Origin of the sequence: Pseudomonas sp. Marseille-Q0931 (genome assembly GCF_940789645.1) — a bacterium.
Taxonomy (GTDB): Bacteria; Pseudomonadota; Gammaproteobacteria; order Pseudomonadales; family Pseudomonadaceae; genus Aquipseudomonas.
The window spans coordinates 79,652-105,008 of sequence record NZ_CALNWT010000007.1 but is presented as its reverse complement, the minus strand read 5'-3'; the positions used below and the strand labels follow the sequence as shown (position 1 = coordinate 105,008).

The 25,357-nt window shown below is 62.2% G+C and carries 25 protein-coding genes and 1 riboswitch; of the genes, 16 read left to right on the top strand and 9 right to left on the bottom strand.

The features are described from left to right. Positions 1 to 4 precede the first annotated feature (4 nt). Positions 5 to 988, bottom strand: coding sequence for a GlxA family transcriptional regulator (locus P3C50_RS13050; RefSeq protein ID WP_275546324.1), 984 nt, complete (start codon positions 986 to 988; stop codon positions 5 to 7). Positions 989 to 1,082: 94 nt separating this feature from the next. Here P3C50_RS13050 and P3C50_RS13045 point away from each other — a divergent pair, with 94 nt between their 5' ends. The 9 genes from P3C50_RS13045 (at position 1,083) to P3C50_RS13005 (ending at position 10,017) form a co-directional block, all read left to right on the top strand. Then, on the top strand, positions 1,083 to 1,694 hold the full coding sequence (locus tag P3C50_RS13045) for a LysE family translocator (protein ID WP_275546323.1): 612 nt from the start codon (positions 1,083 to 1,085) through the stop codon (positions 1,692 to 1,694). 112 nt (positions 1,695 to 1,806) lie between these two features. Next, positions 1,807 to 3,114, top strand: coding sequence for an MFS transporter (locus P3C50_RS13040; RefSeq protein ID WP_275546322.1), 1,308 nt, complete (start codon positions 1,807 to 1,809; stop codon positions 3,112 to 3,114). Positions 3,115 to 3,348: 234 nt separating this feature from the next. Further along, complete coding sequence (locus P3C50_RS13035) at positions 3,349 to 3,828, top strand: carboxymuconolactone decarboxylase family protein (protein ID WP_197858670.1); 480 nt, start codon at positions 3,349 to 3,351, stop codon at positions 3,826 to 3,828. Positions 3,829 to 3,854: 26 nt separating this feature from the next. Continuing rightward, a complete protein-coding gene (locus P3C50_RS13030; RefSeq protein WP_275546321.1) occupies positions 3,855 to 4,472 on the top strand; it encodes an FMN-dependent NADH-azoreductase in 618 nt (205 codons plus the stop codon). A gap of 369 nt (positions 4,473 to 4,841) precedes the next feature. Next, the gene (locus tag P3C50_RS13025; RefSeq protein WP_275546320.1) at positions 4,842 to 6,983 is read left to right on the top strand and encodes a TonB-dependent receptor domain-containing protein; all 2,142 of its coding nucleotides are present in this window, start codon (positions 4,842 to 4,844) and stop codon (positions 6,981 to 6,983) included. Between the two features lie 64 nt (positions 6,984 to 7,047). Continuing rightward, on the top strand, positions 7,048 to 7,797 hold the full coding sequence (locus tag P3C50_RS13020) for a hypothetical protein (RefSeq protein WP_275546319.1): 750 nt from the start codon (positions 7,048 to 7,050) through the stop codon (positions 7,795 to 7,797). 40 nt (positions 7,798 to 7,837) lie between these two features. After that, positions 7,838 to 8,308: a GNAT family N-acetyltransferase gene (locus P3C50_RS13015; protein ID WP_275546318.1), complete on the top strand. Its 471-nt coding sequence runs from the start codon at positions 7,838 to 7,840 to the stop codon at positions 8,306 to 8,308. A gap of 256 nt (positions 8,309 to 8,564) precedes the next feature. Further along, entirely contained in the window at positions 8,565 to 9,134 is a 570-nt protein-coding gene (locus tag P3C50_RS13010; protein ID WP_275546317.1) for a type IV toxin-antitoxin system AbiEi family antitoxin, read from the top strand. Next, a complete protein-coding gene (locus P3C50_RS13005) occupies positions 9,121 to 10,017 on the top strand; it encodes a nucleotidyl transferase AbiEii/AbiGii toxin family protein (RefSeq protein ID WP_275546316.1) in 897 nt (298 codons plus the stop codon). The genes P3C50_RS13010 and P3C50_RS13005 overlap by 14 nt, the downstream gene beginning before the upstream one ends. Positions 10,018 to 10,077: 60 nt before the next feature. Here the strand turns inward: P3C50_RS13005 and cobF are convergent, their stop codons facing one another. The 5 genes from cobF to cobW form a co-directional block, all read right to left on the bottom strand. Beyond that, positions 10,078 to 10,845 carry a precorrin-6A synthase (deacetylating) gene (gene cobF, locus P3C50_RS13000; RefSeq protein WP_275546315.1) on the bottom strand — a complete coding sequence of 256 codons (768 nt, stop codon included), beginning with the start codon at positions 10,843 to 10,845 and terminating at the stop codon, positions 10,078 to 10,080. Next, complete coding sequence (locus P3C50_RS12995) at positions 10,842 to 11,552, bottom strand: vWA domain-containing protein (RefSeq protein ID WP_275546314.1); 711 nt, start codon at positions 11,550 to 11,552, stop codon at positions 10,842 to 10,844. The genes cobF and P3C50_RS12995 overlap by 4 nt, the downstream gene beginning before the upstream one ends. After that, positions 11,534 to 12,535 carry an ATP-binding protein gene (locus P3C50_RS12990; protein WP_275546313.1) on the bottom strand — a complete coding sequence of 334 codons (1,002 nt, stop codon included), beginning with the start codon at positions 12,533 to 12,535 and terminating at the stop codon, positions 11,534 to 11,536. Before P3C50_RS12990 ends, P3C50_RS12995 begins: the two co-directional genes overlap by 19 nt. A gap of 586 nt (positions 12,536 to 13,121) precedes the next feature. Next, complete coding sequence (gene cobN, locus P3C50_RS12985) at positions 13,122 to 16,868, bottom strand: cobaltochelatase subunit CobN (RefSeq protein WP_275546312.1); 3,747 nt, start codon at positions 16,866 to 16,868, stop codon at positions 13,122 to 13,124. A gap of 91 nt (positions 16,869 to 16,959) precedes the next feature. After that, positions 16,960 to 18,009, bottom strand: a complete 1,050-nt coding sequence (gene cobW / locus P3C50_RS12980) for a cobalamin biosynthesis protein CobW (RefSeq protein WP_275546311.1) — start codon at positions 18,007 to 18,009, stop codon at positions 16,960 to 16,962. A gap of 93 nt (positions 18,010 to 18,102) precedes the next feature. Beyond that, positions 18,103 to 18,298, bottom strand: a riboswitch (cobalamin riboswitch). Positions 18,299 to 18,384: 86 nt separating this feature from the next. Here cobW and P3C50_RS12975 point away from each other — a divergent pair. Continuing rightward, complete coding sequence (locus tag P3C50_RS12975; RefSeq protein ID WP_275546310.1) at positions 18,385 to 18,822, top strand: cobalamin biosynthesis protein; 438 nt, start codon at positions 18,385 to 18,387, stop codon at positions 18,820 to 18,822. After that, positions 18,819 to 19,574, top strand: a complete 756-nt coding sequence (gene cobM / locus P3C50_RS12970; RefSeq protein ID WP_275546309.1) for a precorrin-4 C(11)-methyltransferase — start codon at positions 18,819 to 18,821, stop codon at positions 19,572 to 19,574. The genes P3C50_RS12975 and cobM overlap by 4 nt, the downstream gene beginning before the upstream one ends. A gap of 221 nt (positions 19,575 to 19,795) precedes the next feature. On the opposite strand, the gene P3C50_RS12965 is transcribed toward cobM, so the two are convergent. After that, positions 19,796 to 20,026, bottom strand: a complete 231-nt coding sequence (locus tag P3C50_RS12965; protein WP_275546308.1) for a hypothetical protein — start codon at positions 20,024 to 20,026, stop codon at positions 19,796 to 19,798. A 169-nt stretch (positions 20,027 to 20,195) separates the two neighbouring features. Between P3C50_RS12965 and P3C50_RS12960 the strand changes: the two genes are divergently transcribed. After that, complete coding sequence (locus P3C50_RS12960) at positions 20,196 to 20,408, top strand: ParD-like family protein (RefSeq protein WP_003241364.1); 213 nt, start codon at positions 20,196 to 20,198, stop codon at positions 20,406 to 20,408. Further along, a complete protein-coding gene (gene map, locus P3C50_RS12955) occupies positions 20,405 to 21,166 on the top strand; it encodes a type I methionyl aminopeptidase (protein WP_275546307.1) in 762 nt (253 codons plus the stop codon). Before P3C50_RS12960 ends, map begins: the two co-directional genes overlap by 4 nt. A gap of 64 nt (positions 21,167 to 21,230) precedes the next feature. Here map and P3C50_RS12950 read toward each other — a convergent pair whose 3' ends face one another. Then, positions 21,231 to 21,698 (bottom strand): hypothetical protein, encoded by a 468-nt coding sequence (locus P3C50_RS12950; protein ID WP_013717971.1) that lies wholly within the window; start codon positions 21,696 to 21,698, stop codon positions 21,231 to 21,233. A gap of 313 nt (positions 21,699 to 22,011) precedes the next feature. Between P3C50_RS12950 and P3C50_RS12945 the strand changes: the two genes are divergently transcribed. Further along, complete coding sequence (locus tag P3C50_RS12945; protein WP_169971109.1) at positions 22,012 to 22,617, top strand: hypothetical protein; 606 nt, start codon at positions 22,012 to 22,014, stop codon at positions 22,615 to 22,617. Between the two features lie 125 nt (positions 22,618 to 22,742). On the opposite strand, the gene P3C50_RS12940 is transcribed toward P3C50_RS12945, so the two are convergent. Then, on the bottom strand, positions 22,743 to 23,468 hold the full coding sequence (locus P3C50_RS12940) for a hypothetical protein (RefSeq protein ID WP_275546306.1): 726 nt from the start codon (positions 23,466 to 23,468) through the stop codon (positions 22,743 to 22,745). A gap of 461 nt (positions 23,469 to 23,929) precedes the next feature. Between P3C50_RS12940 and P3C50_RS12935 the strand changes: the two genes are divergently transcribed. Further along, on the top strand, positions 23,930 to 24,316 hold the full coding sequence (locus P3C50_RS12935; RefSeq protein WP_275546305.1) for a hypothetical protein: 387 nt from the start codon (positions 23,930 to 23,932) through the stop codon (positions 24,314 to 24,316). A 112-nt stretch (positions 24,317 to 24,428) separates the two neighbouring features. Further along, positions 24,429 to 25,235, top strand: a complete 807-nt coding sequence (locus P3C50_RS12930) for an inositol monophosphatase family protein (RefSeq protein ID WP_275546304.1) — start codon at positions 24,429 to 24,431, stop codon at positions 25,233 to 25,235. The last annotated feature ends 122 nt before the right edge of the window (positions 25,236 to 25,357 follow it).

The window sequence follows — 25,357 nt, the reverse complement described above, 5'->3', positions numbered from 1 at the left end:
GCTCCTACGCCGTGGGTTTGGCTTGGCGGCGCATTGCCCCAGGCGTGGTACCGAAGCGCTGACGGAACAGCTTGCCCAGATGACTGGCATCGCTGACACCAATCTCGTCGGCAAGCTGCGCCAGGCTGTGGCTGGAGTTGAGCAGGCGCCAGCGTACGTGCTGCAGGCGCAGTTCGTTCCAGTATTCACGTGCGCTCATGCCCTGGCTGGCCTGGAACAGGCGATCGAGCTGACGCCGGCTGATGCCGACACTGGCCGCCAGTTGCTCGATGCCGTCGGCACTGGCCAGGCCATGGCGCATCAGGGCGATGGCGCGGTCGACATGGCGCTCGCCGCTCGATGTCGTGTGCAGCGAACGCAGCGCGTGCTGGCCGCTACGCGTTTCGTCCACCAGCATATCGGCCAGGCCCTTGAGCGCCCGCGCCCGGCCACTGCCCTGGGCCAGCAGTTCCACCGCCAGGTCGATGGCCGCCGTGCCCCCGGCGCAGGAAATCCGCGCGCCATCGAGGCAATAGAGGCGCTCGCGGGCCAGGCGCAGATGCGGAAAACTGGCGCGAAATTCCGCCTCGTGCCGCCAATGCACCGCCACCCGATGACCATCGAGCAGGCCGCAGGCGGCGAGCAGAAAGCTGGCGTTGTCGATTGCCACCAGTTTCACCCCGGCGCGCGCGGCGCGACGTAACAGCAGCTGGTAGGCCGGCGCCAGCGCAGCGGTGGCCTGCGCGTTGCGCCCGCCGAACAACACCAGGTAGTCGAAGTCGGCCAGATCGATCTGCTCCGGCGTGGCCTCGATACGCAGCGCCGCACCGCTGCTGGATGGAGCATGCCCGGGTTGCAGGCCAAGAATCGTCCAGGCGCAGTAGCGCTGGCGGCTGTAGTCCTCGTCATCGGCGCTGAAGCGTAACTTGTCGAGAAAACCACCGAAGGGCAGCAGGGCGAACTCCGGCAGTGGCAACAGGAGAAAACGCAGATCGGGACTTTCGGCCATGACTTGTCCAGTAATCACCGCTAGATGACCAGAATCTACCTCATTGTCGCCGCAAGCGCTGACTAGACTGGCCGCGCATTCACAGGAGACCCGCATGGCCCTCGAACTCTGGCTCGTCTACTTCGTCGCCACCCTCGGCCTGGCCCTGACGCCCGGCCCCAACAGCCTGCTGGCGCTGACCCACGGCGGGCTGTACGGCGCACGCATGGCGCTGGCGACCATCCTTGGCGGGGTGGTCGGCTTCAGTACCTTGATCGCCCTGGCCATGTTCGGCCTCAGTGCCCTGCTCAAGACCGCGCCCAACGCACTGCTGGCGCTGAAGTGGATCGGCGGCGCCTACCTGATCTGGCTGGGGGTGCAGTTGTGGCGCTCGCCGCCGATGAATCTGAAGCTGGCTGATAGCGGCGCCCGCCCCAGCGCCAGCCGGTTGTTTCGCCAGGGCCTGCTGTCGGCGCTGTCGAACCCCAAGGTGATCCTGTTCTACGGCGCGTTCCTGCCGCAGTTCGTCGATCCGCAGCGCGGCCTGGCCGTACAGTTCGTGGTGATGGCAGCGACCTTTGCCGTGGTCGAATTCCTCGTCGAACTGCTGCTGGCGCTGCTGGCCTTTCGCGTACGGCCCTGGCTGCAGCGCGGCGGCCGTGCCTTCAATCGCAGTTGCGGGGTGCTCTTCGTGTTGATCGGCATCGCACTGCCATTGGCGCGCTGAGGCTGTAGACGCGTCGCTCACGGCAACGCCACCGTCGTCTGCAAAGCCCTCAGGCGCGCCATCGCTCCGTAACCTGCCTGAAACCGTTTGAATCAGGGATCAGGAGCGCCGCATGAATGCCATCCATACAGGCCAGCAGGTCAGCCCGGCCACACTGCACAAGGTGATCGCCGCATCGGCCATCGGCAACTTCGTCGAGTGGTTCGACTTCGCCGTCTACGGCTTTCTCGCCGTGACCATCGCCTCGCTGTTCTTCCCGCCGGGCAATCCGACCCTGGCGCTGCTGCAGACCTTCGCGGTATTCGCCGTGTCGTTCGCCCTGCGCCCGCTGGGCGGCATCGTCTTCGGCATTCTCGGCGACCGCATCGGGCGCAAGCGCGTGCTGTCGATCACCGTGCTGTTGATGGCCGGCGCCACCACGCTGATCGGCCTGCTGCCGACCTACGCCAGCATCGGCCTGCTTGCCCCGCTGCTGCTGGCGCTGGCGCGCTGCCTGCAAGGGTTCTCCGCCGGTGGCGAGTACGCCGGCGCCTGCGCCTTCGTCATGGAGCATGCGCCCACCGAACAGAAGGCCCGTTATGGCAGCTTCGTGCCGGTGTCGACCTTCCTCGCCTTCGCCTCGGCAGCCGGCCTGGTGTTCGGCCTCGACCAGTTGATCAGCAGCGAGCAGATGCAGGCCTGGGGCTGGCGCCTGCCGTTTCTGATCGCCGCGCCGCTGGGCCTGGTGGGCCTGTACATGCGCCTGCGTTTGGACGAGTCACCGGCCTTCAAGGCGATGGCCGCCGAACCCGCACCAGAGCATTCGCCGCTGATCGAAACCCTGCGCGAGCACGGCGCGACCATCGCCTGCCTGGGCGCGTTCATCTCCGCCACGGCGCTGTCGTTCTATATGTTCACCACCTATCTCACCACCTACATGCAGGTGGTCGGCGGTGCCACGCGGCCGACCGCGCTGCTGGCGAGCCTGGTGGCGCTGACCTTCGCCGCGCTGCTGTGCCCCTTGGTCGGGCGCTATTCGGATCGCGTCGGCCGCCGCCGCACCATTCTCACCGCCGGGGTGGCACTGATCGTCGCGGTGTACCCGGCCTTTACCCTCGCCACCTCCGGCGCGCTGCTTCCCTCGGCGCTGGGCGCCATGCTGCTCGCCGTCGGCGCAGTGATCTGCGGCGTGGTCACCGCCGTGCTGCTCTCCGAACAGTTCCCGACCCGGGTGCGCTACACCGCCTCGGCCTTCACCTACAACCTGGCCTACACCATCTTTGGCGGCACCGCGCCGCTGGTCGCCACCTGGCTGATCGAGCAGACCGGCGACCGCATGTCACCGGCCTACTACCTGATCGTCATCGCCCTGATTGCCCTCGCCGGCGGCCTGGCGCTGCCGGAAACGTCGAAGCGGCCGCTGAACTACCAGCCGGCCTGAGTAGGGCTTTCATCCAGGCTTGCGGCGCCGAGGCCGCAAGCCATCCTCATCCGAGTATCGCCTTGGCCGAATGACGACTGGCATATTCACGCAAAGTGGACCAGTCGAAAACGCTAATAATGGATCTATGTGGTTAAGCCACTGGTGCGTACATTCATCTCCACCGGGCCAGGGTAGTTCTGCCGACAGCAGAGAGGCATCGGTTTCTTCTCAACTCGGATACGGATGAAAACCATGAGCCAGCGTCTCGACTACTTCAAACTTTCTCCCAAGACCGCCAGCAAGTACGCGGAATTCTCCACCCTGCTGAACAAGACGCCGTTCCTCACCGAACTGGCTCACCTGGTCACCCTGCGTGCCTCGCAACTCAACGGCTGCGCCTTCTGCGTGGACATGCACGTCAAGGAAGCCAAGATCCACGGCGAACGCGAACTGCGTCTGCACCACGTCGCTGTGTGGCGCGAGTCGCCGCTGTTCTCGGCCCGTGAGCGCGCCGCCCTGGAGTGGACCGAGGCCCTGACCCAGCTGTCGCCGCACGGCGTATCGGACGCCATCTACGCCAGCGTGCTCGAGCAGTTCTCCGAGCAGGAGCTGGCCGACCTGTCGTTCCTGGTGGTCGCCATCAACGGCTGGAACCGCCTCAGCGTGGCCTTCCGCAACGTGCCCGGCTCCGCCGACAAGCTGTACGGGCTGGAAAAGGCCAACCTGGCCTGAGGCCAGCTTCAGCGAGGAACGTCAGCATGAGCACTCCCCTTCGCATCCTTCGCCTCATCGCCAGCTCACGCGGCGCCGATTCGGAAAGCCTGCGCCTGTCGCAGCAGGTGCTTGACGGCCTGGCCGCCCGCCATTCGCTCGCGGTGCAGGATATCGACCTCAACGACCTGCCGCATGCCGACAGCGCCTACGCGGTGGCACTCGCCTCGGCGCCCGGTGCGGTGCAGGCCGAAGCGGGGAGCACGCTGCAGCGTTCCGCCGAGCTGATCCGCCAGCTCGACGACGCCGACATGCTGCTGATCGCCACGCCGATGCACAACTACACGGTACCGTCTGCGCTCAAGGCCTGGATCGACCACATCGTGCGCATTCACGTGACCTTCAACGGCACACCGCAAGGCAAGGTCGGCCTGCTGCGCGACCGCCCGGTGTACGTGGCGATCGCCTCGGGCGGCCTGATCAGCGGCGAGCACGCGCGCCAACCGGACTTTCTGCGTCCCTATCTGCAGGCCGCGCTGGCAACCGTGGGCCTGCGCGACCTGCATTTTTTCTGCGTCGAAGGCACTGCCCGTGGCGAACCTGCCCTGAGCGAAGCCCGTGCCAGCGCGCACACGGCGATCACCGGGTTCTTCGCACCCGCCTGACCCTGAGCCGCCGGCTTACTGTTCGTCTGCCGGCGGCACAGCATTCCCCACAGCGCCGTGCGCCTTGCGCCACCTGGCGCAGTCCTGTACACAGTCTGCCGCGCAGACTGCCAAGGCGCCCCCGTCCTGCTGCAATCGGCAGCAACTCGCAGACCCGTAAGCACACCATCGCCGTCATGCCCATCTGATGGGCCAGAGCATGCAGGCCGGTCAAGCCTGGGGACAGTCACTGGCGCTGCTGATCGATGCCCGCATCAGGGCGCGCCCCCCGGTCAAGCACACTGATTGCGTCGGCTGGCGGCTTGACCGTGACCCACACCTCGCGACCTCCATCAGACAGAGTCGCCGCCCGCTCAACGGAGCCCTTGCATGCCGCCCCTGCCGCTTTCCCGCCAACCTGCCCGGCTTACCCTGCTGGCGCTCGCCTGCCTGAGCGCCCAGAGCGCTTTCGCCGATGAGCCCGTGCAGCTCGACCCGCTGCAAGTCAGCGGCGTGCAGATCAGCGAAGAGGAAGCTGCGCGCGAGGCGCTGGAGCAGGTGCCCGGCGCCACCAACCTGGTGGACATGGCCAAGGTCGAGCAGGGCCGTGTGGCCGGTATCGCCGACGTGCTGGCCTACCAGCCGGGCGTCTACGCGCAGTCGCCCGGCAACGAGGGCGTGAAGATCAGCGTGCGTGGCTCGGGGATCAACCGTGGCCCCGGCTCGCATGCTTCCGGCACCCATATCATGCTCGACGGCCTGCCACTGACCGGCCCCGGCGGCACCCCCTACGAACTGCTGGAACCCTTGTGGATAAGTCGCGCCGAGGTGCTGCGTGGCGCCAATGGCTTCGAGCGTGGCTCGCTGGCCTTGGGCGGCGCCATCGACTACATCACCCACACCGGCTACACCGCGCCCAAGCTGCAGCTGCGTTATGAGGCGGGCAGCCGTGGCTACCAGAAACGCAGCATCGCCTCCGGCCAGGTGCTGGGCGATTTCGACTACTACCTGGCCGTGACCGATAGCGAAACCGACGGCTATCAGGATCACTCATCGGGCAAGGGCAAAGGCCTCGCCGCCAACTTCGGCTACCGACTCAACGAGAATCTGGAAACGCGTTTCTACCTGCGCTACCGCGAGACCGAGCATGAAGTACCGGGCCGCCTGACCAAGGCGCAGATCGAGCATGACCCGCGCGCCGCAGCCGCCAACAACCTGCGCATCGACGCCTACCGCGACCAGCCTGGCAGCACCTGGCTGGCCAACAAGACCACCTGGCGCATCGACGACGACTCCACCCTGGTGGCCGGCCTGGCCTACCACCACTACCCCATGGATATCGTCGAGACCGCCTACCGGGGCGGCGCCTATCGCATCCGCGTGGAATACAGCGATATAAGCGGCACTCTGAACTACACCCGCAGGCACACCTTGTTCGGCCTGAACAGCGAGACCACCCTTGGACTGCGCAGCACCACCAGCCTGCCGAGCAGCAAATCCAAGGAAACCGCGGCGTTGCCGATTGACGTCAACGGCACCCCCTACCCGGCCGGCACCCTGATGCGTGCCTACGAGCACCTGGGCTCGGACAGCGTGCTGCACATCGGCAACGAGCTGGAGCTAACGCCCGATCTGTGGCTGACCAGTGGCCTGGCGCTGATCCATACCCGCCGCGAAGTGCAGGTAACCTGGCCGGCCACCGACGACAAGCTCGACGAAAGCACCTGGGGCTACGCGCCGCGCATCGGCCTGCGCTACCAGCTCAACCCCGAGGTGCAGCTGTACGGCAATATCAGCCGCTCGGTGGAGCCACCGCATGCCTGGTCGATGATCTGGAGTTCGCCACTGCGCTTCCCGGCCAACAACCAGCCGTACGCTTCTCGCCAGCGCGCACCGATCTCGATGGACAACCAGACTGCCACCACCTTCGAGATCGGCGGCCGAGGTGATTCCGCACTGGGCCAGTGGGAGCTGACCTACTACTACTCGCAAGTGCGCCACGAACTGCTTACCGTCGAGATCGAGCCCAACGTCTTCGCCGAATCCAACGCCAGTCCCACCGTGCACCAGGGCATCGAAGCCGGCCTGACCAGCCCGCTGTGGCAAGGCGGCGCGGCGGGCGCCTTGAGCCTGCGCCAGGCCTACACCTTCAGCGACTTCCATTACCGCGACGATGACGCCTTCGGCGACAACCGCCTGCCCGGCCTGCCGCGCCACTACTATCAGGCCGAGCTGCGCTACGACCACCCGAGCGGCTTCTACGCTGGCCTCAACACCCAGTACGCCTCCAGGGTCGCAGTGGACTACGCCAACTCCTATTACGCCGATGCCTACGCCACCTTCGGCGCCACCCTCGGCTACGCCTCGCCGAAAGACGACTGGCAAGCCTGGCTCGACCTGCGCAACCTGACCGACAAGCGCTATGCCGCCACCGTTACACCGGGCTATAACGACAACGGCGCGGATGTAGCGCGCTCCACGCCCGGGGAAGGGTTTGGGGTGTATACCGGACTGTCCTGGAGTTGGTTGTAAGGCGGTGAGCTCGTAGAAAACGCCTTATAGAAGGACAGGATGAGCCTGGAGGCAAGGACGACTGATGGACCAGATCTTGAGGTACTGGCGCGCTATTCGCAGTGCAGTGCGCGCAAGCTGCAGTAAAGGACTCGTAGGAACATTGGAGTTCTGGGTGGTCGTCACATTAGTCGCCATAGCCGCAGGCGGTGTCTTCTTTTTGATCCTGTACAGCGATGAAGTGGCCCAGAACGGAGAGTTTGGGCAGCATGGGGTGATCACCTTGGGTCAGGTCGTCAATGAGTCCACCTGCAGCAACGGCACGCGCTTCGGACATGAGTACTGCTATGACATTCTGTTCACCACAGCAGACGGCGAACAGGTGGTTTTCGGCGCGCGCGGCCTAACCAGCTACAGAGCTGGCTTAGGTGTACTTCCCAAAACGATGTTCGTCCAATACCTCCCGTACCGTCCAACATCTGCGCGGTTAGCGGGAGATAGTGGTGAAGGAGGCTTACTGCTGGGCCTGGGGCTGGCCATGACCGGCTTTGCACTGTTCTGCCTGTTCGGGCTCATCCGAGTCCAGGCAGCGTGGTACAGCATGCAAGAATTACTCGAGCATCTTGAGTCATTAATAGATAAGCGCTGCTTCGACGAAGCTGTCGATTTCGCTATGGGCAACTCAAACCTGGAAGACCGGGACACACTACTCGCCACCTTGATACTCAGGCTGTTCGAGTTGAAGGAAGAGCACCACGCCCTGCAGATACTTGCTCGTGAAGATATTCCCGACCTGGAAAAGGCCTTCCGGGCTCAAGGAATGGAAATACGTTAAGGACGATTGGATCGTTGACCGACGACAGAACGAGAACAGCATGGACTGCAGGATCAGGCTTGCGACGAAGGAGGATGCGGCGGCGATCAGCCGTATAGTGATCACCGCGTTACACGAGTCGAACGCTCAGGACTATCCAGCTGAGGTGATCGCCCAGGTCGAGAAAAGCTTCACACCCGAAGCTGTGGCTGTATTGCTCAACAAGCGCAAGGTTTTCGTCGCCTTGATGCAAGACGATCTGATCGCCACCGCCAGCCTCGACGGCGAGGTTGTTAGAACGGTCTTCATCGAGCCCGGCCATCAGGGCAGCGGAGTGGGTCGCAAACTAATGGAGACGATCCATGCCGAGGCGCTGAACGCTGGTATCTCCCGGCTGCTGGTGCCGTCATCACTGACCGCAGAAGGCTTTTACGCCAGCATGGGCTATCGGAAAATTCGCGACGAGTTCCATGGCGCGGAACACACCATCGTGATGGAAAAATCGCTGCAGGCCTACTCAAAACACGAGTAACGCGTAGGTGAACAACGCTCTGCTTGTCCACCGTCCTCACGCCATCCCTGCGCCGAACCGTCCTTGCGCAGCAAGTGGAGGCAAGGCGTTCGACCCAGCGATGAGAACTTCATCGGCGGTAGCAACGTAGACACCTCTGGATTCGCAGGCATTGGCCGGACCAAGTGGTGGTATCCGTCGTCTCATCCAGAGACGTCTCATTGCGAAAACTCAACAGCAAGTTACACTTATTGTCACTTACCGTTGAGTTATCGTGATGAGCCAACGCCGCGAAACAGCCCAGCCCTTACGCCGCCTCTATGACGGTCTGAGCAGCTTGGCGAATGCAGAACGCTACCTGTTCACGCCTTCCGATATGCGCGCCCTAGTTCCGGACATTTCCGCTGAGGCATACCGCGCATTGCTCAGCCGTGCAGCCCGAGACGGAAAGTTGGAGCGTATCTGCCGAGGCCTCTACTTTTATCGACCCGCCAAACCGACAACCGGCCTGTTGCTGTTTCATGCTGCGGCACGCCTGCGTGCACATGAGTTCAACTATATAAGCCTGGAAACGGCGCTGAGCGACTCGGGCATCATTTCTCAAATACCGATGAACTGGATCACGCTGATGTCGTCGGGCCGCAGCAGCCTGATCAAATGTGGTTCATGGGGCACCATTGAATTCGTTCACACCGCACAAAAAGCCGAGGCACTCTCGGGGCAACTCGATTACGACGGCAAATGCCGGATGTGGCGAGCCAAGCCTGCGCTGGCCATCCGCGATATGAAGGCGGCGAAAAGGAATCTCGACCTGATCGACTGGAGCATCGCCAATGACTTTGTTTGACCAATTGGTAGACCAGGCCATCGGCAACCACGCCGAGCTGGCCAATCTGCGCGTCGTGGTAGAAAAGGAACTACTGCATCACGACATCATGCTGGTGCTGAGCGAAGCCGGTCTGCTCGAGAAGCTCTGCTTTATCGGCGGGACCTGCCTGCGGGCCTGCTATGGCTCCAATCGCCTGAGCGAGGATCTGGACTTCACCGGCGGCGCCGATTTCAACCGAGACGATTTCGCTCAGTTGAGGGCCATCCTGATCGAAAGGCTGCAGACGAAATACAGCCTGCAGGTAGACGTCAGCGAACCAAGCAAGGAGTCAGGCAACGTCGATACCTGGAAGCTGAGGGTACAGACGCGCCCGGATGCGCGACACCTGCCAGCCCAGCGCATTCATATCGATATCTGCGCCATCCCGAGCTACATGAGCAGACCCAGAACACTGCTCAACCCCTATGGCGTAGACATGGGTACTCAGGGCCTGATCCTCAACGCAGAAGCACTCGAGGAAATCTATGTCGACAAGATCCTCGCCTTCGCGCTCAGGCAGGGGCGAATCAAGAGTCGCGATCTCTGGGATCTGCTCTGGTTGAAGCAGCAGAAAATCGAGCCCGCATTGGACCTACTTGCTACCAAACTCAACGACCACAAGGTAGCGGCAATAGTCTTTCTGGAAAAAGCTGCGCAACACTCAGCCATGCTGGTGAACGATCCACAGGTGAAGACGGATTTTCGCACTGAAATGCGGCGTTTCCTGCCCATTCAACTCGTTGAACAGACGGTGAACGACGACCGATTCTGGGCTTACCTGATCGATGAGATCCCACGCTTGATTCGCCGCGCGCAAAACAGCCTCACTCCCGAAGACAGCTCCGATCACTTCATGATGTAAGCGGTCTGGTCTTGTGCTGCCGTAGGGTGGAAACGCTCTTCTTGTCCACCGTTTGTATCCTCACATCTGTTCCGAACCGTCCTTGCGCAGCAAATAACTATCCATGATCCAGCCATTCCGCTCCCGCGCTTCGGCACGGGTAGTGATGATGCGTTCGGCCACTTGATCCAGCGGGCCAGCGATAAGGATTTCATCGGCCGTACCGACGTATGCCCCCCAGTAGATATGCAAGCCCTGGCCGACGAAGCGGCGGTAGGTGTCCTTGGCATCGAGCATTACCGCCACGCTGTCCACGCTTTGCGGCCAGCCTTCGGCGAGCAGGCGGCCGGTGGTGATTTCCACAGCGCGGCCGATGCTGTTGAGCGGGATGCGATGGCGCGCGGTCAGCGCCTGCAGGCTGGTGATGCCGGGGATTACGTCATAGACGAAGTCGCTACGGCGCGCGGCGATGGCCTCGATGATGCGGATGCTGCTGTCGTACAGCGACGGGTCGCCCCAGACCATAAAGGCCGCTGTCTCGCCGTCGGCCATCTGCTCGTCGATCAGTTGCTCGAACACCGCCTGCTTGTCACGGTTGAGTTCGTCAACGCTGGCGCGGTAGTCAGCCGCTTCGCGCTCGCGCTCCGGTTGCAGGCCTTCGGCGAAGCGCGGCGTGTGGCCGTCGAGGAAACGGACGCAGATCTCACGGCGCAGGGCGTTGAGCTTGTGCTTGGCCGCGCCCTTGTCCATCAGAAAGATCACGTCGCTACGGCGCAGCGCCTTGATCGCCTGATAGGTGATGTAGTCCGGGTCGCCGGCGCCGATGCCGACCAGCAGCAGGGTTTTCATGGGGTTCTCCAGGTGCGCCCCGACGCGCCGGGCGCCAGGTCGTCGATATGTTGGTACTCGGCCTGCAGCGCCTGCGCCAGCTTACGCGCACGGCCGAGGCGGATCGGCGCACGCTCGGTGTCGAGCAGCAGGCTCGGGCACGGCAGCGGCGCCAACGCTGGAAGATCACGCAAACGGCCATCGGTCAGGATCAGCAGGCGCTGGCGTTCGTGCGGTTTCGCCCGCTGCCGACGCAGCAGCCAGTCGCCGGCCTGCTGCAGTGCATCAAGCAGCGGCGTACCGCCACCGGCGCCCAATTCGCGCAGCCATCGATGCAGTTCGGCACTGGCCTTGCGCCCCTGCCACAGCCACTGCGCTTCACGACCACCGGCCTGCAGCACGGCCAGGCGCGCGCGCTGACGGTAGGCGCTGTCGAAGACTTCGGCGAGCACGCCCTTGGCCCGGCTCAGCGCACCATGGCGGCGGGTGGAGGCGGAGGCATCCACCAGCACCAGCCATAGCTCTTCGGCCTGCTGGCTGCGCGGGCGCAATACTAGCTGCTCGCGGCGCTGCGGTCGCCCCTGGCGCAGGGTCGCCGCCCAGTCGATTCGCCCGCCCGCGCCAGCTCGTGCGGCGCCAAGCAGGCCGCCGCCGAGTCGTCCGGGCCGGTTGCGGGCATCCGCGCCAGTGGCTGTGCGCGGGCGGATGCTCAGAGCTTTTTTGGCCAACGCGGCGGCACCCGCCGCTCGCCCATGGCCTGTGGCTGCGCCGGCAGCTCGCCCCACTGGCCTTCGCCCTGGCTCTGTTCCTGCGCCTGCTGCGGCGCCTGGCTCTGCTCGGGCGGCGTGGCAGCCGGCGGCTGTTGCTGACTACGGCGATGGCGCAGAACGAAGTCCTCCACCGCATCAATATCCTCAGGCTCGATGCCCACCGCGCCACGCCAGGCGGCATGAGCACGGGCGGCGCGCAGCCAGACCAGATCGGCGCGCAGACCATCGACGCCGGCAGCGAAGCAGCGCTGGCTGATCTCACCCAGCGAGGCGTCATTCAACGGGATATCGGCCAGGCGCTGACGGGCATTGCGGCAGCGTTCGGCGAGAGCGGCCTGCTCGCCCTGCCAGCGTTGCAGGAAGGCTGCAGGGGTGGCATCGAAATCCAGGCGCCGGCGGACGATCTCGGCACGCTCGGCCGGCTGCGGTTGACCATCGAGCGCCAGGTTGAGACCGAAGCGGTCGAGCAGTTGCGGGCGCAGCTCGCCCTCCTCGGCGTTCATGGTGCCGATCAGCACGAAGCGCGCGGCATGTCGATGGGAGATGCCGTCACGCTCGACATGGTTGACCCCGCTGGCGGCGGCATCGAGCAGCAGATCGACCAGATGATCCGGCAGCAGGTTGACCTCATCGACATAGAGCACGCCGCCGTTGGCGCGCGCCAGCAGCCCGGGAGAGAACTGCGCCCGACCTTCGCCCAGCGCCGCGTCCAGATCCAGGGTGCCGACGATGCGCTCCTCGCTCGCCCCCAGCGGCAGAGTGACGAAACGCCCGCCCTCCAGCAGATCGGCCAGGCCTCGGGCCAGGGTAGACTTGGCCATGCCGCGCGGCCCCTCGATCAGCACGCCGCCAATGGCCGGATCGATGGCCGCCAGGCACAGCGCCAGTTTCAGCGAATCGGCACCGACCACGGCGGCGAGGGGGAAGTGATGTTCGGTCATGGCTTATCTCGGGATCAATGACGATGCGTGGCGCGCACCAGATTGTTTATGGCCCATGTTCAAGTCCCAATACCGCAGATACTAAGTGGAAACAGGATGATCCCTACGACGCGGGGAAAAAGGGCTCCCAATCCGGCGCAGACTAATCCCCCCAGCAAAGCCCAAATGCCCAGTTCTCCTAGACCAACCGGCTCACTGGTCAGCAGCATACACACCAGCAAACCGACCCATATTCCAGCCACAGCGCCAATGCAGGCCGAACGAATACGCTCGCGCCGGGTGATCGGGCTTCGCCACCAAAGCTGTAAACGGTTAAGTACACCGAGAGTCATGGGTGCCTCACGATCCGTAGGGTGGTTAGCGGCGCAGAACGCCGGCTTTATATCTGCAGAAAAACGTAGAGCGCCGCGTAACCCACCAGGCGATATACCGTGTGGCGCCGACGGTGGGTTACGCCGCAGCCGCTTCAACGAGTTGACCGGCAACCGCGACAGGCGGCTAACCCACCCTACGGGCTCGGCGGTGCCGGATGAACCCTCTCCGGCCCCTCTCCCATAAATGGAAGAGGGAAGAAAAAGCGCGCGCATCAGCCCTCCTCGCTATCGAGCAGTAGGTTTTCCAGCGCTTCGCGATACTCGCCGGGATTCTCCCACAGGCCGCGCTGCTGGGCTTCCAGCAGGCGTTCGAGGATATCGTTGAGCGCACCGGGGTTGTGCTGCTGAATAAAGTCGCGGGTATCGCGATCCAGCAGGTAGGCATCGGTCAGCAGAGCATATTGGTGGTCATCGACCAGCTCGCTGGTGGCGTCGAAGGCGAACAGGTAGTCGATGGTTGCGGCCAGCTCGAAGGCGCCCTTGTAGCCGTGGCGCTTCATGCCTTCGATCCACTTGGGGTTGGCGGCGCGGGCACGCACCACACGATTGAGCTCTTCCTTCAAGGTGCGAATACGCGGCGTATCCGGCTGGCTGTTATCGCCGAAGTAACTGGCCACCTTGAGCCCACGCAGGGTCTCCACCGCCGCCAGCATGCCGCCCTGGAACTGGTAGTAGTCGTTGGAATCGAGGATGTCGTGCTCACGGTTGTCCTGGTTGTGCAGCACCGCCTGCAGCTGCTCCAGGCGTTCGACGAAGCGCTGCCGCGCGGGTGCGCCCTCGGCGCCGCTGCCGTAGGCGTAGCCGCCCCAGTTCAGATACACCTCGGCCAGATCCGCGCGGCTCTGCCACAGGCGCTCCTCGATGGCGTTCTGCACGCCGGCACCATAGGCTCCCGACTTGGCGCCGAACACCCGCCAGCCGGCCTGGCGCCGCGCTTCGGCTTCATCCAGGCCGCCATCCTTGAGCGCCAGCGACTCGCGCCAGACACGCGCCGACAGCGGGTTCATGTCTTCCGGCTCATCCAGCTCGATCACTGCCTGCACGGCGTCGTCGAACAGGCGAATCAGATTGTTGAAGGCATCGCGGAAGAAGCCCGAGACGCGCAGGGTGACATCCACCCGGGGCCGGCCAAGCTGTTCCAACGGCAGTACCTCGAAGCGCTCGACGCGCTGGCTGCCCGGCTGCCACACCGGCCGCACACCCATCAGTGCCAGAGCCTGGGCGATATCGTCGCCGCCGGTGCGCATGGTCGCCGTGCCCCACACCGACAATCCGAGCTGGCGCAGATGGTCGCCTTCATCCTGCAGATGGCGCTCCAGTAGACGATCCGCCGCCTGCACGCCGAGGCGCCAGGCCGTGGGCGTGGGCAGGTGGCGCACGTCAACGGTGAAGAAGTTGCGCCCGGTGGGCAGTACGTCGAGGCGCCCGCGACTGGGCGCGCCACTCGGCCCGGCGGGCACGAAACGCCCTTCCAGTGCCGCCAGCAGGCCGCTCATCTCGGCGTCGCCGCAGGCATCCAGCAGCGGCGCGATATGCTCGGCCAGGCCGTCGAGGATCAGCGCCACCTCGGCGCCAAAGGCTGCGCTGCGCGCCCCTGCCAGGCGCTGTTCGATCAACCTCAGCGCCAGCAGCTCCAGGCGCTCGCGGGTATCGCCGACGGTACGCCACAGACTGTTATCCACAACCTGCAACGCCTGGGGACGCAGCCCTTGCCAGGGCTGGCCCATATCGCAATCGAGCGGGTCGAGATTCAGTTCCAGGCCACGGGCCAGCACACGTAACAGGCTGGCGTTGGCGCCCTGGCCATCGCCACGGGGAATGCGTAGCAGCGCCAGCAGGGTGTCGCGGCGCAGTTGCCCGGCCGGCGACTCACCAAAAACATGCAGGCCATCGCGTATCTGCGATTCCTTGAGGTCGCACAGGTAGGCATCGAGCTGCGGCAGCCAGCTGTCGCCGTCGTCGTTGAGTTGCAGGCCCAGCTCGCGGTCGAGGCTGGCCTCGCGCACCTTGGCCAGAATCTCGCCGCGCAGCTCCACGGCGCGGCGCTGGTCGAGCTGGCTGGCGTCGTAATACTCGTCGGCCAGGCGCTCGATATCGCGCAACGGGCCGTAGCTCTCGGCGCGGGTCAGCGGCGGCATCAGGTGGTCGATGATCACCGCCTGGGTGCGGCGCTTGGCCTGCGCCCCCTCGCCCGGGTCGTTGACGATAAAGGGATAGATATTCGGCAGCGGGCCGATCAGCGCCTGCGGCCAGCAGCCCTCGGACAGGCCGACGCTCTTGCCCGGCAACCACTCCAGGTTGCCGTGCTTGCCGACGTGGATCAGCGCATCGGCGGCGAAGGCCGTGCGCAGCCAGGCGTAGAAGGCGATATAGCCGTGCGGCGGCACCAGATCGGGGTCGTGATACACCGCCGCCGCGTCGAGCTGATAACCGCGCGCCGGCTGGATGCCGACGAAGCACAGGCCGAAGCGCAACCCGGCGACCATCATCCGCCTGCTGCGGAACATGGGGTCCTGCTGCGGCTCGCCCCAACGTTCGCGCACCGCCTGCTGGTTGGCCGGCGGCAGGCTGTGGAAAAACGTCAGATAATCATCCAGTGCCAGACTTTGCGCACAGGGCCGCGTATCCAGGCCATCCAGATCGTTAGTGACGCCGCCGAGCAGGCTGTGGACAAGGGCGGTGCCGCTGTCCGGCAGCTTATGCACCGGGTAGCCCTGCTGTTGCAGCGCCTGCAGGATATTCAGCGCGGCGGCCGGCGTATCCAGGCCCACGCCATTGCCGATGCGGCCATCGCGGGTCGGGTAGTTGGCCAGGATCAGGCCGATTCGCTTCTGATCGTTGCTTTTGAGCGCCAAATGGCACCAGTTACGCGCCAGTTCCGCGACATAAGCCATGCCCGACTCATGGGCCTGATAGCACACCACATCGCTCTGGCTACGCTCGCTGCGCCAGGCCAGGCCCTTGAAGCTGATGGCGGTGCCGATCAGCCGACCATCCAGCTCCGGCAGCACCACATGCATGGCCAGGTCACGCGAGCCCAGACCCTGGGCGCTGGCCTGCCACTGCGCCTTGTTGTCCAGCGAGCAGATGGCCTGCAGCACCGGGATATCGCGACGGAACACCCGAGCCTGCGGCGCCTCGGGATTGGACAGGGCGAAGCCGGTGGTATTGATGATCAGCGCGACGCTCGTCTCGTCCAACCAGGCCTGCACCTGATCCAGGCAGGCCGCCTCCTTGAGGCTGGCCACGGCAATCGGCAGCGGGTTGAGGCCCTGACGAACGAGATGCTCGCAGAAGGTATCGACAAAGGCGGTGTTCGCCGATTGCACATGGTTGCGGTAGAACAGCAGCGCCACCACGGGCGCATCAGGCTGCCACTGCGCACGCCAGTCGGCCAGCGTGGCCGGGCTGTGCTGCGGATAATAAAGGCCGACGCGCGGCAGCGCTTGCGGCTCCTGCCAGGCATCGTCACGCCCCAGCCAGCGGCTGCCGATGCAGCGGAACAACTGGCGGGCATTTTCCAAGCCGCCCTGACGCAGGTACTGCCAGAGGCGCTGGCTGTCTTCTTCACCGACGTTGCCGAGGGCATTCAACTCCGGGTCGGGTTTATCGTCGCCCGGCACCATGATCACCGTGGCGCCGCGCGCACCCAGCTCAACCAGGCGTTCGACGCCGTAGCGCCAGTAGCTCACCCCGCCATGCACGGAGATCAGGATGACCTTGGCATGCTGCAGCACCTGCTCGACGTAGTAATCCACCGAGGCGTTGTTACTCAGTTGCGCCGGGCTGGCCAGGCGCAGGCTGGGGTAGTTCTCCGGCAGTTGTCGGGCTGCTTCGGCCAGCAACGACAGGTGCGAATCGCCCGTGCACAGGATCACCAGCTCGGCCGGGGTCTGGCCAAGGTCGGCGATGCTATCGGCCGGCAGCTGAGCGCCGGGTTGGGTGCGTAATAAATGCATGTTCGTTCCGTGGAGCGGGCGAAATCGTGGGAGGGGCTTTAGCCGCGACGATCAGCGAACCCGGTCGCGGCTGAAGCCCCTCCCACAATTCTTAGGCCAGCGCGGCTTTCAGCTCGGCTTCGATGGCCGCGCGGTCGAGCTGCTGGCCGATCATTACCAGGCGGCTCAGGCGCGGTTCGTCGGCCTGCCAGGCGCGGTCGAAGTGGCGGTCGAAGCGCTGACCGACACCTTGCACCAGCAGGCGCATGGGTTTGCCAGGTATCGCAGCGAAGCCCTTGACCCGCAGAATGCCGTACTTGGTCACTGCCTCCTTCAACGCAGCCAGCAGGCGCACCTCGTCAGTTTCCGGTAGTTCCACGTGGAACGAGTCGAATTCCTCATGATCGTGATCCTCGTTTTCATCGTCATGATGGGTACGTCGGCTGTCGATATGCAGCTCGGTCTCGCTGTTCAGGCCAAGCAGCACGCTCAGTGGCAGATCACCACCGTGCGCCTCGATCACCTTGACCGCTGGCGGCAGCTCCTCGGCCACCTCGGCGCGCACCGCGGCCAGCGCCTCGGTATCGAGCAGGTCGGCCTTGTTGAGGATTACCAGGTCGGCACTGGCCAATTGGTCGGCAAACAATTCGTGCAGCGGCGACTCATGGTCGAGATTGGGATCGAGCTTGCGCTGCTCGTCCACCCGGTCGGGGAAGGCAGCGAAGGTGCCGGCAGCCACCGCCGGGCTGTCGACCACGGTAATCACCGCATCGACGGTGCAAGCGTTGCGGATTTCCGGCCAGTTGAAGGCCTGCACCAACGGCTTCGGCAGTGCCAGGCCGCTGGTTTCGATGAGGATATGGTCGAGGTCACCGCGGCGCGCCACCAGCTCGCGCATCACCGGGAAGAACTCCTCCTGCACGGTGCAGCACAGGCAGCCGTTGGCCAGCTCGAAGACGCGGCCGTTGGCCTCCTCCTCGCTGCAACCGATGGAACACTGCTTGAGGATCTCGCCATCGATGCCCAGCTCGCCGAACTCGTTGACGATCACCGCGATACGGCGACCACCGGCATTGGCCAGCAGGTGACGCAGCAACGTGGTTTTGCCGGCACCGAGGAATCCGGTGACGATGGTGACAGGCAGTTTGGCGAGGGTTTTCATCAGGGGCCCCGTGGCGTCGGTCAATTCGGCGGACGGGTACGGGCAGGCGGCACGCAAGGGCGTGCTGGCCGCTTCGGATCACCCCGTCCGAGCAAGTGGCTGGTCTATCGAGGCAGGTCTCCTGGCTCACGGTCTGCGCGTTGCGCGTCCTTCACCTTCCCGCCAAGGGCAGTGGTGTATCGAAGGAGTTATGACCGTTTACAGTTGCGGGGGCAGCCAGGGCATCGACCCTGTTCCCTCTTAGCTCCCCGGCTGTTTGCCGGGAAGAACCTCGAAAGCGAGAAGGCTACGCAGGCCGCAGCGGCCGGTCAATCGCGGTTGACCGCTGGCAGGTGCCATGTTGAGCTACGCCACCGCTTAGCCCGAATACCATTCATGTTGCCGACTGCCTCTAACCGCCCGCCCGCCTCGCCTACACAGGTCGTCGCCGGACTGGGCTGCCGCCGTGACTGCAGCCTGGATGAGCTTTTCGAGCTGCTTATCCACAGCTTGGGCAGGTATGGGCTGACGGTGGACAATCTGGCTGGCCTGGCCAGCATCGCCCACAAACGCGACGAAGCCGGCCTGCGCGGCCTAGCTGAGTGCTTGGGCCTCGAGCTGTTTTTCTTCTCACCCGAACAACTGAGCGCTTACCAAGCGAAGACCGGCGGCAGCGCCCTCAGCCAAACTGCCACAGGCAGCCCCGCCGTAGCGGAGCCTTGCGCATTGGCCCTGGCAGCACGCATGGGAGCCTCCGCCCGCCTACTAGGCGAGAAAGACCGCAGCGCCCGCGCTACCTGTGCGCTAGCCATATTCGATAGAGAACCCGCATGACCATCTACTTTATCGGCGCCGGCCCTGGCGACCCCGAGCTGATCACCGTCAAAGGCCAGCGTCTGATCCGCAGCTGCTCGGTGATCCTCTATGCCGGCTCGCTGGTGCCCGAGGCCGTGCTGCAAGGCCACAGCGCCGAACAGGTGGTGAACACCGCCGAGCTGAATCTTGGGGAAATCGTCAACCTCCTGCATCAGGCCCATAAGCGCGGTCAGGATGTGGCCCGCGTACACTCCGGCGACCCTTCGCTATACGGCGCCATCGGCGAGCAGATTCGCGAACTGCGTGGCCTGGGCATTCCCTTCGAAATCATTCCCGGCGTCACCGCCACCGCCGCCTGCGCGGCCCTGCTGGAATCCGAGCTGACGCTACCGGGTATCGCCCAGACGGTGATCCTCACCCGCTACGGCACTACGTCACCGATGCCCGAGGGCGAACAGCTGCATGACCTGGCCCGACACCGCGCGACCATGGCCATCCATCTCGGTGTTCGCCAGTTAGCGGCCATCGTCGGTGAACTGCTGCCGCACTACGGTGCCGACTGCCCCATCGCGGTTATCCACAGAGCGAGTTGGCCGGATCAGGATTGGGTGCTGGGCACCCTGGCCGATATCGAAGAGAAAGTTGCCGCCAAGGGCTTTCGCCGCACGGCACTGATCCTCGTTGGGCGGGTGCTCGAGCCCGGTGCGTTTGCAGAATCGGCGCTATATGACGCCAATCATCGCCATCTTTACCGCCCTGGTAACCATTGAGCCTGGCGATAAAGCGTACAGTTCGCTGAAAGCCTTGCCACAAAAGGCCCTCATATACTTATCAACAAGATAACCAGCCTGTTATCCAAATACCCTGTGGATAGTGGGCGCGTAAGCGAGCAGTTTCTGTACAAGTTACTGAAGCCCTCAATTTATAAGGCCTACAGCCAGGTATCACGAGGATATCCACATGTTGATCCACGGCAACTGTGTGCAACTTCTCAGAGCTGCACCTCGACCCGCTTGATCCCCAGAACCCGCAGCTCCGGTATCACTTCATCCAGGCTGGCAAAGGTTTCTACCTGCTCGGTTTCATCCACCAGAAAGAAGCTGCGGCCGGCCTCTTTCTTGAAAAACACGATCCACTCGGCGGTATTGGCCGGATTGGCCATGATCTGGGTATCGAATAGAACGCCCTCGGCCGTTCTGCGTTTTACATCTGCGCGCTTCATCCGCTCTCCTGTTCCAGCCTTGCTTGGGCCCGCTTGCGCACTCCTGGCAGACGGACAGCTCTAGTGTAAAGGATGAGAGAGTCGCCTTTGTCCTGCTACCGATGCTGGTGGAACAATCCCGTCCGTGTTTATATATGCTTCATATACGAAATATATAAAGGAAACCGCTATGGGCATCGTTAATATCGATGATGAGCTGCATGACCAAATCCGTCGGGCAAGCAGCGTCTCGGGCCGCTCCATCAATGCCCAGGCAGGCTTCTGGATTCGCATCGGCATGCTCTGCGAGATGAACCCGACGCTGAGCTTCAATGAGGTGATGGCCGCCGAGCTGCGCGCGGCCGGCGTGGCGGTACCGCCGCGTATGGCGGACGCGTCATGAGCAAGACGCCCGAACAGATCGCTCTGATGGCGGAGTCCGGCAGATTGCTCGCGTCCGTTTTCGGCTATCTGGACCGGCTGGACCTGCTCGGCATGTCGACCCTGCAAGTCAACGACCTTGTGGATAAGTACATCGTGGATGAACTCAAGGCGCGTCCGGCGAGCAAGGGGCAGTATGGTTTCGCCTACGCCATGAACACGTCGCGCAACGAGGTGGTATGCCATGGGGTACCCAGCGCGAACGAGATGCTGCGCGATGGCGATCTGGTGAATTTCGATATCACCCTGGAAAAGAACGGCTACATCACCGATTCGAGCAAGATCTACCTGATCGGCAGGGTGTCGGACCAGGCTCGTCAGCTCACCCGAGTGACCTATGAAGCGATGTGCAAGGGCATCGCAGCCGTGAGGCCGGGCGCCCGCCTCGGCGATATCGGCCACGCCATCGAACGGCACGCTCGTGCCCACGGCTATTCGGTGGTTCGCGACTACTGCGGCCACGGTATTGGCCGGGAAATGCACGAGCCGCCGGAAGTGCTGCACTGGGGCAAAGCCGGCACCGGCCTAACGCTACGCGAAGGCATGACCTTCACCATCGAGCCCATGCTCAATCAGGGAACAGCGGACGTTCGCACCTTACGCGACGGCTGGACGGTGGTGACCTGTGACGGCCAACTCTCCGCGCAATTCGAGCACACCGTGGCGGTAACTCGCGATGGCGTTCAGGTGCTGACGTTGCGACCCGACGAAGCTCACTGATCACATTGGAGGCACGAAAAGGCTCTGTGGATAAACGCCTCCGCCATCCGCAGCTTTCTCGCCGTCAACCTGGGCAATTCAACTGCTCAGGATGAATCTCGACGGAAAACAGCACGCCATTTCGACCGAGGTAGGAATGTTCCTGATGGAGCCTGTGCTTGCGCATCGCAGCCATCAGTTGCGGTTCCTTGCAAGCCAGGCGCTCAAGGCCGCTACGGGCCCGTACTTGCATACTGGCCAGAAGCTCCTCGGAGAACATCCGCGCGGGGCGGTCGATCCGATACCGGTAGAAGATCGTGTCACCACCCATCAATCCGATGTACTCGAGTGTGGTCAGCGCATCGACCTTCCTGGGAAGCGCAGCGTTCAAGCTCGCCAAACTCTGGGCCAGCTCCGCCTGCTGGGCAACCCGCTCCTGCTCGGCCCTGTGAGCGAAGTAACGCCCCGTGCCGGCAATGACGATCACGGCCGCGATACTCAGGTAAAAATTACGCAGATTGCGCCGTTTCTTCGGCGCCAGCTTCATCAACATCCCTGTCTACCTTTACGAACGAGAAACGCCCCCTGGCGGAACCAGGGGATAGGTGGATGGCAACAACATAGATTGACACAAGCCCCCTTGAAAACACTGGGGAAAACCGAGGTCTTAGGTGCCAGCCTCGACAACATAGTTTGACACAAGGCTATATTCGCTTCGAATACAGCACTCCTCTTGAAACAACATAGATTGACACAAGCTTGCAGGGCACGCCCGTAGGCTTTGTCCGGCGAGACGGGTAGAACTCAGATAGCAGCGTTCGATTCACTCTTCTTCAAAAAAACTTCAGACAAAATAGGCCCCATCATTGAACATCTACACGGACTGGCTTCACGGCACCTCCTCGAGCATTACCCAATGGACCCTTGCTGGCCGCGGCGCGGTCAAGGGTCAAACGCAGCTTCACAAAGCACTGTTCTTCACGACAGATCCTTTCTTTGCCAAGTTTAGCGGGGGCCAATCACCTACCGTGTACATGGCAAACCTTTTGCCCGGCGCGCATGTGTTGGACATTTCTGATCCAGGGGTCACATGCTCACGTGAGGATTCCGAACAGCTGCGAGCAGCGGTAGCAGGAATGCGGCCTGGTAAAGGAAATATTCTGTGCGAATACCCGTACAACTGGAACAAGGGATGGCGGACCGGGGAGGTCATGAAGTACGCGCCGCGGCCGGGCGACCAGATGATGGCCTACTTAGCGCACATGGCCATCAATTTCCGCGACACCTCGGAGGGGATGCAAGCCTGGAATACTGTTCAGATGATCACTCGACAGTGCATTGAGGATATCGTCGACGGCGCGATCAAAGTTGGTTACCAGGCAGTTGCCGGGCATGAACAGCAGGATGGCGTGACATACCCCATTCTGATCGTGCTGGACCCTGCGATCCTTACACCCCCCATTAAAATTTAAGTTTGCGTGGTCAAGGCTGAATTTCCACTTACCGGCGTTCTTCTGGCGGGCCTGCTGTGCGAGCCATTATTGGAACGCGCGCTCTCACTCAGCAGTTCGGAGATCCCTCTCAAAGCTCTTGATGCTTAGGATTTCTTAACAAACTGAAGAGCGGCTTGCACGGCTGATACTGAATTCTTCGACATCTTGCCGCCTTTCGCTCCCCTACCCTCAGAGTCAACACTCTGCCAGCGAACATTGAGGCCCCTGATCAGATATCGATTCGTCCGATCAAAGTCCACCTCCTCTCCCTCTCGATGATCTCCCGCCCTGAAGGTTATCAGGTTCATTTCAAGCAGCTTCGTGATCGCATCACTGACCAGATGCCTGCCAATACCGGCAACCGCAGCGATCCGCGTGTAACTGATGATTGCAAGGCCGTCTCCCTCTCCCTTACCGCTATCACGATAAGCCAGCAATACCAGATACACCTTCAGTGCTCGCAAGCTAAGCCGATCCTCAAATTTGAACTGACGCAGTTTCTGCAATACACCTTTAGGTCCGAGGCCTTCCCTGTTCCACTCACGGGCGGTTAGGAGCCAGCGCTTGGGAATCTTGGCCCATCCGCGATCTTCCCAGTGATGCACCGTGATGATGGTTCCACCGCGCCGGGTTGGGCTGTAGCAATCGATCAAGCCTTCATCTTCAAGCCGAGTAAGTGCCCGGCTCACAATCGCCCGTGATTGACCAGTCAGCTCACTCAGTTCCGCGTACGTTGTACTCGCAACGCCAGTCTCAAACTGCGTGCGGGTACAAATAGCGATGTATGTCTTCAGACAGGAGATCGAGATGTTGAGCTCAGCCCTACTCATACCCCCCGCTGGTCCCTGTCATCGAAGGCAGCTAGTCCTCCATTGCGGATCCAGGCGTTAGGCATCTTCGCAAAAAGGGTTTTCGGTGCGGTCATCACGACTTCCCCCAAAGGATCAGAACACACACAAGCAGGAACAAGCCCAACACCAGCCCAGTACACAGCGCTAGGTTAAGCGGGTCAGCAGATAAAGCCTTGTCGATCAAATTAAGCAGCGTCTTCATAAGGTGCGCTCCGTAGTTAGTAAGAACACAGAGCTAAATTTGAGCGCGCCGGAGCATGTAATCTATAGATAGACGATTTTTCTAAAACCATCTAGAAGCCAGTAACTGCAGGGGTTACAGCGATTCTATAGGTTTTTTATTAGTTCAAGTTAAATGCTTTTTTCAAATCAAAATTTAAATTTTGACTTCCAGAAGATGAACATTAAAATCAAAATATAAATCTTGTTAGGAGTCACCGATGTCCATCCCTTTCTATGAGAGACAGCTATCGTCTCACCTGAATATCCAAAACGGACGAGTGTTTTTCGTCGCTGTTGAAGGTGGTGGGTTCTGCCTGGTCGTGTGGGATGGCCGCAACCGCTACGTACTAAACACGCAACGAGATCAGGTGAGAACCTTCATGGATCTCACGAGAGCGGCTGCATATATTCACGAAGCGGGTGTTACACGATTCATGGTCTGCATGAGTGACAGCGCTCTGATTGCTGAAATCAAACCATCTGCAACGTTACGCGAGCGCTCGAGTGATGAAGAGCTGGATGATGCCTTTGATCGTTTCGACGGTGGACTAAAGCGGCCCTCCACTATGTTACGACCGAAGCGTCCTAGATCAAGCGAAGGCTAGCTCTGACCGACATGACCAGCAGTAGCCATCCGTGTGAAGGCTTACTGTGCTGACGATGTCCCAAACGGCCCAAAAGAATATGGGGCAGAAACAATTAATGCAGGAGGTCTCTATGAACGTCGTGGACTTGCTCGGCCCTGTCGTTGAGAGGGTTCTTTCCGCCGGAAAGCTGCTTTCTACGGAGTGGCACCGTATCGGCGGCCCTCGAGGCCGCGGGGACAAAGCAGCTATCGACTCCGAGATAGAGACTCAGCTACGCCTAGATCTGCTCAAGATTCTGGATTGTGATTTCTGGGGTGAGGAAACTGGAACCCATATGACAGGCCACGAGTACTGTTGGGTGGTCGACCCGAACGATGGAACAGGGGACTTCCTACAACACCGTGCAGGGTCAGCAATCTCTGTCGGCCTACTTCACAATGCAATCCCTGTTCTAGGGGTGGTCTACGCCCCTGTCACACCGGATGGCGGTGAGGATTGCATCTCTTGGGCAGAAGGCCTGCCAGCAATCATTCGCAACAGGCAAACAGTACATACTCGGCTTGATCAGCTGAGGTTGACGTCCAGCAGCTCGGTACTGGTAAGCACTGCCGCAACAAGCAAACCCGAACTCAACTCAGAGCTTTGTGCCCCGGCAGATTTCATTCCGATGCCCAGCATCGCCTATCGCCTCGCTCGTACCGCGGCTGGTGATGCTGTCGTTGGTACGTCTCTTGTACCTGTGTCAGCTCATGATGTGGTGGGAGGTCACGCACTACTGATCGGCGCAGGCGGTATGCTCATTGACCAAGATGGCGAACCGATTACCTATGAATCTGAAGAGCGAATGAAGGAAGTTTCCTTGCGCTGCTTCGGCGGAGCACCTGAAGCATGTCGAGAGCTTCTCACTAGAAACTGGAAGCGCTTGTTTCGCCAGTAATGAGCTGAAAGCTCGCACACAACCGGTATTGAAGGCAGAAGTCGTTTGCCAAGCGCTACTGCTTTCGAGAAGGCGCCCCTTACAAGCGCCCTGCCTCATGTGAATAGCTAGGGCACACACAG

Excerpts from the sequence above, each read along its gene's own strand:
- P3C50_RS13050 (WP_275546324.1), bottom strand. The coding sequence starts at position 988 with ATGGCCGAAAGTCCCGATCTGCGTTTTCTCCTGTTGCCACTGCCGGAG.
- P3C50_RS13045 (WP_275546323.1), top strand. The coding sequence starts at position 1,083 with ATGGCCCTCGAACTCTGGCTCGTCTACTTCGTCGCCACCCTCGGCCTG.
- P3C50_RS13040 (WP_275546322.1), top strand. The coding sequence starts at position 1,807 with ATGAATGCCATCCATACAGGCCAGCAGGTCAGCCCGGCCACACTGCAC.
- P3C50_RS13035 (WP_197858670.1), top strand. The coding sequence starts at position 3,349 with ATGAGCCAGCGTCTCGACTACTTCAAACTTTCTCCCAAGACCGCCAGC.
- P3C50_RS13030 (WP_275546321.1), top strand. The coding sequence starts at position 3,855 with ATGAGCACTCCCCTTCGCATCCTTCGCCTCATCGCCAGCTCACGCGGC.
- P3C50_RS13025 (WP_275546320.1), top strand. The coding sequence starts at position 4,842 with ATGCCGCCCCTGCCGCTTTCCCGCCAACCTGCCCGGCTTACCCTGCTG.
- P3C50_RS13020 (WP_275546319.1), top strand. The coding sequence starts at position 7,048 with ATGGACCAGATCTTGAGGTACTGGCGCGCTATTCGCAGTGCAGTGCGC.
- P3C50_RS13015 (WP_275546318.1), top strand. The coding sequence starts at position 7,838 with ATGGACTGCAGGATCAGGCTTGCGACGAAGGAGGATGCGGCGGCGATC.
- P3C50_RS13010 (WP_275546317.1), top strand. The coding sequence starts at position 8,565 with ATGAGCCAACGCCGCGAAACAGCCCAGCCCTTACGCCGCCTCTATGAC.
- P3C50_RS13005 (WP_275546316.1), top strand. The coding sequence starts at position 9,121 with ATGACTTTGTTTGACCAATTGGTAGACCAGGCCATCGGCAACCACGCC.
- cobF (WP_275546315.1), bottom strand. The coding sequence starts at position 10,845 with ATGAAAACCCTGCTGCTGGTCGGCATCGGCGCCGGCGACCCGGACTAC.
- P3C50_RS12990 (WP_275546313.1), bottom strand. The coding sequence starts at position 12,535 with ATGACCGAACATCACTTCCCCCTCGCCGCCGTGGTCGGTGCCGATTCG.
- cobN (WP_275546312.1), bottom strand. The coding sequence starts at position 16,868 with ATGCATTTATTACGCACCCAACCCGGCGCTCAGCTGCCGGCCGATAGC.
- cobW (WP_275546311.1), bottom strand. The coding sequence starts at position 18,009 with ATGAAAACCCTCGCCAAACTGCCTGTCACCATCGTCACCGGATTCCTC.
- P3C50_RS12975 (WP_275546310.1), top strand. The coding sequence starts at position 18,385 with ATGTTGCCGACTGCCTCTAACCGCCCGCCCGCCTCGCCTACACAGGTC.
- cobM (WP_275546309.1), top strand. The coding sequence starts at position 18,819 with ATGACCATCTACTTTATCGGCGCCGGCCCTGGCGACCCCGAGCTGATC.
- P3C50_RS12965 (WP_275546308.1), bottom strand. The coding sequence starts at position 20,026 with ATGAAGCGCGCAGATGTAAAACGCAGAACGGCCGAGGGCGTTCTATTC.
- P3C50_RS12960 (WP_003241364.1), top strand. The coding sequence starts at position 20,196 with ATGGGCATCGTTAATATCGATGATGAGCTGCATGACCAAATCCGTCGG.
- map (WP_275546307.1), top strand. The coding sequence starts at position 20,405 with ATGAGCAAGACGCCCGAACAGATCGCTCTGATGGCGGAGTCCGGCAGA.
- P3C50_RS12950 (WP_013717971.1), bottom strand. The coding sequence starts at position 21,698 with ATGTTGATGAAGCTGGCGCCGAAGAAACGGCGCAATCTGCGTAATTTT.
- P3C50_RS12940 (WP_275546306.1), bottom strand. The coding sequence starts at position 23,468 with ATGAGTAGGGCTGAGCTCAACATCTCGATCTCCTGTCTGAAGACATAC.
- P3C50_RS12935 (WP_275546305.1), top strand. The coding sequence starts at position 23,930 with ATGTCCATCCCTTTCTATGAGAGACAGCTATCGTCTCACCTGAATATC.
- P3C50_RS12930 (WP_275546304.1), top strand. The coding sequence starts at position 24,429 with ATGAACGTCGTGGACTTGCTCGGCCCTGTCGTTGAGAGGGTTCTTTCC.